General features: G+C 62.2%; 4 protein-coding genes and 1 pseudogene. 2 read left to right on the top strand and 3 right to left on the bottom strand.

The window, feature by feature from the left end:
* The 3 genes and pseudogenes from NCS28_RS14710 to NCS28_RS14720 all read right to left on the bottom strand — a co-directional run.
* A pseudogene (locus tag NCS28_RS14710) lies at nt 1-119 on the bottom strand (2-methylcitrate synthase); the annotation flags it as partial.
* Nucleotides 120-185: 66 nt separating this feature from the next.
* Nucleotides 186-1,190 (bottom strand): HpcH/HpaI aldolase/citrate lyase family protein, encoded by a 1,005-nt coding sequence (locus NCS28_RS14715; RefSeq protein WP_250514504.1) that lies wholly within the window; start codon nt 1,188-1,190, stop codon nt 186-188.
* 162 nt (nt 1,191-1,352) lie between these two features.
* Nucleotides 1,353-2,339 (bottom strand): malate dehydrogenase, encoded by a 987-nt coding sequence (locus NCS28_RS14720; protein WP_250514502.1) that lies wholly within the window; start codon nt 2,337-2,339, stop codon nt 1,353-1,355.
* A gap of 604 nt (nt 2,340-2,943) precedes the next feature.
* On the opposite strand from NCS28_RS14720, the gene NCS28_RS14725 reads away from it, so the two are divergent.
* Nucleotides 2,944-3,741, top strand: a complete 798-nt coding sequence (locus tag NCS28_RS14725; RefSeq protein ID WP_062256789.1) for a GntR family transcriptional regulator — start codon at nt 2,944-2,946, stop codon at nt 3,739-3,741.
* Between the two features lie 170 nt (nt 3,742-3,911).
* Nucleotides 3,912-4,165: succinate dehydrogenase, cytochrome b556 subunit (gene sdhC / locus NCS28_RS14730; RefSeq protein WP_250514503.1), on the top strand; the 254-nt coding region annotated here is incomplete at its 3' end.

Consider the following 4,165-nt stretch of genomic DNA (forward strand, 5'->3'; position numbering starts at 1 on the left):
CCCGTTTTGCCGACCGTGCACAGCGCGGTATTGCCCGCCGTCACACCGGACAGCGCGACGGATTTCTTCGGCTTGAAACCACCGGTTGCGGGTGCTTCGGTCGATGCGATATCAGTCATGCTCTCCAGTCTCCTTTCGTACGCTCGCCGTGCGGCGTTGCTTGCTGAATGCCGATCCGGTGATGCTCATGCCCCCGAAGCCGGCGCGGCGAAGAGCGGCGCGCATTCGTCAGGCGTCGTCTGGCCGGTCGCGTGCGCGCGACGCAGCACCGACCAGTAATAGCGATAGCTCGCGCGGTCATGCAGCGTATCGCCGTGACGCGTCGGGCCCCACTGCGCGCGTTGCGCTTCGAGCAGGATCTCGCCGGCGAGCGCGATTTCATCGGCGCGCGGCGAAAAAGCCTCGACGATCGGCCTGATCTGGTCCGGATGAATGCTCCACATGCGCGTGTAGCCGAACTCGTTGCGGGCGCGCGCGGCATCGTTCGCGACGACGCGCATATCGCGCACTTCCGTTGACACATTGTGCGACGGCACCTTGCCATGCGCGTGACATGCGGCGGCGATCTCCAGCTTCGCGCGCCGCACGAGCGGATGATCGAACTGGCCGGGCGAGCGCATTGCAGTATCGGGAATGGCGCCGTTGTGCGCGGAGACGAAATCCATCAGGCCGAAGCTCAACGATTCGACGCCCGGCAGCGCCGCGAGTTCGAACGCATTCGCGAGCGCGCCGTGCGTCTCGATCAGCAGATGACAGGGAATCGGCTTCGGAATGCCGAACTCGCAGCGCGATGCTTCGATGAACGCCACCATCTCGGCGGCATCGAAAACGCTGCGGATCTTCGGGAGCATGATGAACGCGGGTGCGTGCTTCGCGTGGCGCAGGATGATGCGCACGTCGTCGCGCCAGGCGCGATGATGGAAGTCGTGGATGCGCACGCCGACGCGCCCGAAGCGGTCTTCATCGCCGCCGACGAACGATGCGACCAGCTCGGCATGCTCGGCTTCGCGGCCGACTTGCGCGCCGTCTTCGCAATCGAGCGTGATGTCGAACACCGGGCCCAGTTGCGCCTGCAACGCCAGCGATTTCTTCATCAGCTTCTCGCTGCCCGCGTAGTGATCGCAGGGCGCAAGCACGGCAGGTTGCGGTTCGCCGTCAAACAGCACTTCGGCGGGAGTGAGATCGCGCATCGTCGGCGTTGGGTCCGATTGGAGGGATGTGAATTCGATCTTGCTCATGCTTCTGATTCGGCCGCGCTCGAATATCATTCAAGCGCGATCGGATCAGACGCGAACGCGGCGAGGCGCTCGCGCTGACGGGAAGCCTTCGCGGGCTTCCCTTTCGAAACGTGCTTACTTGCCGAGCAGATGCGCGACGCCGTCACGCTCTTCGAGCAGCTCGTTCAGCGTGCCGTCCATCTTTTCGCGCGAGAACGTGTCGATTTCCAAGCCTTCGACGCGCTTGTATTCGCCGTTTTCGCACGTGACGGGCACGCCGTAGATGATGTCTTCCGGGATGCCGTACGAGCCGTCCGACGGAATGCCCATGGTGACCCACTTGCCGTTCGTGCCGAGCACCCAGTCACGCACGTGATCGATCGCCGCGTTGGCCGCCGATGCCGCCGACGACAGGCCGCGTGCTTCGATGATCGCCGCGCCGCGCTTGCCGACGGTCGGGATGAACGTGTTGCGGTTCCATTCGTCGTCGTTGATGAGCTTCGTCAGGTTCTCGCCTTCGGCGGTCGCGAAACGGAAGTCCGGGTACATCGTCGGCGAGTGGTTGCCCCACACCGCGAGCTTTTCGATCGACGCAACCGGCTTGCCCGACTTGGCCGCCAGTTGCGACAGCGCGCGGTTGTGGTCCAGACGCAGCATGGCGGTGAAGTTCTTCTTCGGCAGATCCGGCGCCGATTTCATTGCGATGTACGCGTTCGTGTTCGCCGGGTTGCCGACGACCAGCACCTTCACGTCGCGGCTCGCGACTTCGTTCAGCGCCTTGCCTTGAACCGTGAAGATCTCGGCGTTCGCCGACAGCAGATCCTTGCGCTCCATGCCCTTCGAACGCGGACGCGCACCGACGAGCAGCGCGACGTCGGCATCCTTGAACGCGACCTTGGGATCGTCCGTGACGACCACGCCTGCGAGCAGCGGGAATGCGCAATCTTCCAGTTCCATCACGACGCCCTTCACAGCGGCTTGCGCTTGCGGCAGATCGAGCAACTGAAGAATCACGGGCTGGTCTTTGCCGAGCAGATCGCCGTTGGCGATACGGAACAGCAGCGAGTAGCCGATTTGACCTGCGGCGCCGGTTACGGCAACGCGCTTTGCGGACTTAGCCATTGAGAACTCTCCTGGACAGTGCGTGGAACGCTAGGGAAAAACGCCATTTTATGCGCGTTACGCAAAGCGTTGATGAAGACATGCCAGCCATGCCGTGTGCGAAACCGTCGAAAGCGGGCGCCACGTGCGTTGCGCGCGTTCGTTCGTGGATTCGCGTCGCATGAATGCTCGAACGGCGTGACTGTCATGCCATGAATCCTTCTCTTCGAGCGGGAGGCGTGCGGGATGATCGGGAAGGACGCGATGATTTCGCTTGGGTCTGACGGCAACGCGCCCATTCGAGAAGGCGCTTGACGTTGCGAGGCGTGGGGCAGGCAGCGGCGCGCGAATCGAGTGGCCGATCGGCGTGAGGCGAAAGCGAAAGGGCGTGCCTGGCGGTATGCTGCGCAATGCACGTATGCCGCGATCCAGCGTGCTTCGGGGCGAACGCCGCCATGCAAAACACACTGACCGGCGGTTCCCGCGCTCACGCAGCGACCCGCAAACCCTTGCTCGACAAGGAGTGTAGGAGCGGTCTGAAGTAAAGTCAACACTATCTTATGTCTTATATAAGACATAGGAATCTTGGGGAAAAGTCTGGACGCACGGCGGCCCTTGTGTTGAAATGCGCGGCATGAATTCCAACCCGGCGAGCACGACGACCCCCAACGGCACTGCACCGGCGGCTGAGGCCGCGAGCACGCCGTCGCCGACGTTCAGCCCGCTGTATCAGCAAATCAAGGCGCTCATCACGCAGGGGCTCGAGTCCGGCGAATGGAAGCCCGGCGAAATCATCCCGAGCGAGGTCGAGCTGGCCGCGCGCTACAAGGTGAGTCAGGGCACGGTCCGCAAAGCGATCGACGAGCTCGCCGCCGACAATCTCCTTGTTCGTCGTCAAGGCAAAGGCACGTTCGTTGCGACGCACAACGAGGACCGCGTGCAGTTCCGCTTCCTGCGCCTTCTTCCCGACGACGGCGATGTCCATCCCCACGTCAGCCGCCTGCTCGAATGCCGGCGGTTACGCGCGCCTGCCGAGATCGCGCGTCAACTGGACCTGAAGCCTGCTGATCCCGTCGTTCTTATCAAGCGCTTGTTGCAATTTGATGGCGTGACGACCGTATTCGACGAAATCTGGCTGCCCGGCGCCGTGTTTCGCGGACTCACGGCCGAGCGCCTCGCCGAGTACAAAGGCCCGCTCTACGCGATGTTCGAGACGGAGTTCGGCACGCGCATGATCCGTGCGACGGAAAAGATTCGCGCCGTCGCCGCCGATGAAACCGTCGCGCAGTTTCTCGATGTGGCGCAGGGATTTCCGTTGTTATCGGTGGAGCGCGTGTCTTATACGTATGGCGACCGGCCCGTCGAAGTGCGGCGCGGATGGTACGTCACGACCGGTTATTACTATCAGAACGACCTGAGTTGATCGAATGAAAGAAGGGGCCGCGCGCACTGGCTGAGTGCTCGCGGTACACGCACGTTAGCACGGCCATTTTCGCGCGCGCAGCAACAGTCTCTTGGACGGCTTTTCGCTGCAGCGCGAAATAAAAAGGCGCTAAAATCGCGGATTAGTGTATTAACAAGTTGGGGTCTAGCATGGCTGAAGCCGTAAAAAAACCAAGGCCGGAATACCGGAACATCGGACTCGGCCAGCTCGCGAAGTATCGCTTGCCGCTGGCAGGAAAGGTGTCGATCCTGCATCGTATAAGCGGCCTGCTACTGTTCGTGTGTCTGCCGTTCATCCTCTATCTGCTCGATCAAAGCCTCACGTCGGAAATCTCGTTCGACGCGTTCAAGGGCTTTCTCGCCAACCCCATCGTCAAGATCGTCACGCTCGTGCTGTCGTGGGC

Origin of the sequence: Caballeronia sp. INDeC2, from assembly GCF_023631325.1 — a bacterium.
Classification (GTDB): Bacteria; Pseudomonadota; Gammaproteobacteria; order Burkholderiales; family Burkholderiaceae; genus Caballeronia.

Coding starts and splice junctions, on each gene's coding strand:
- NCS28_RS14720 (WP_250514502.1), bottom strand. CDS start 2,339: ATGGCTAAGTCCGCAAAGCGCGTTGCCGTAACCGGCGCCGCAGGTCAA.
- NCS28_RS14715 (WP_250514504.1), bottom strand. CDS start 1,190: ATGCGCGATCTCACTCCCGCCGAAGTGCTGTTTGACGGCGAACCGCAA.
- NCS28_RS14725 (WP_062256789.1), top strand. CDS start 2,944: ATGCGCGGCATGAATTCCAACCCGGCGAGCACGACGACCCCCAACGGC.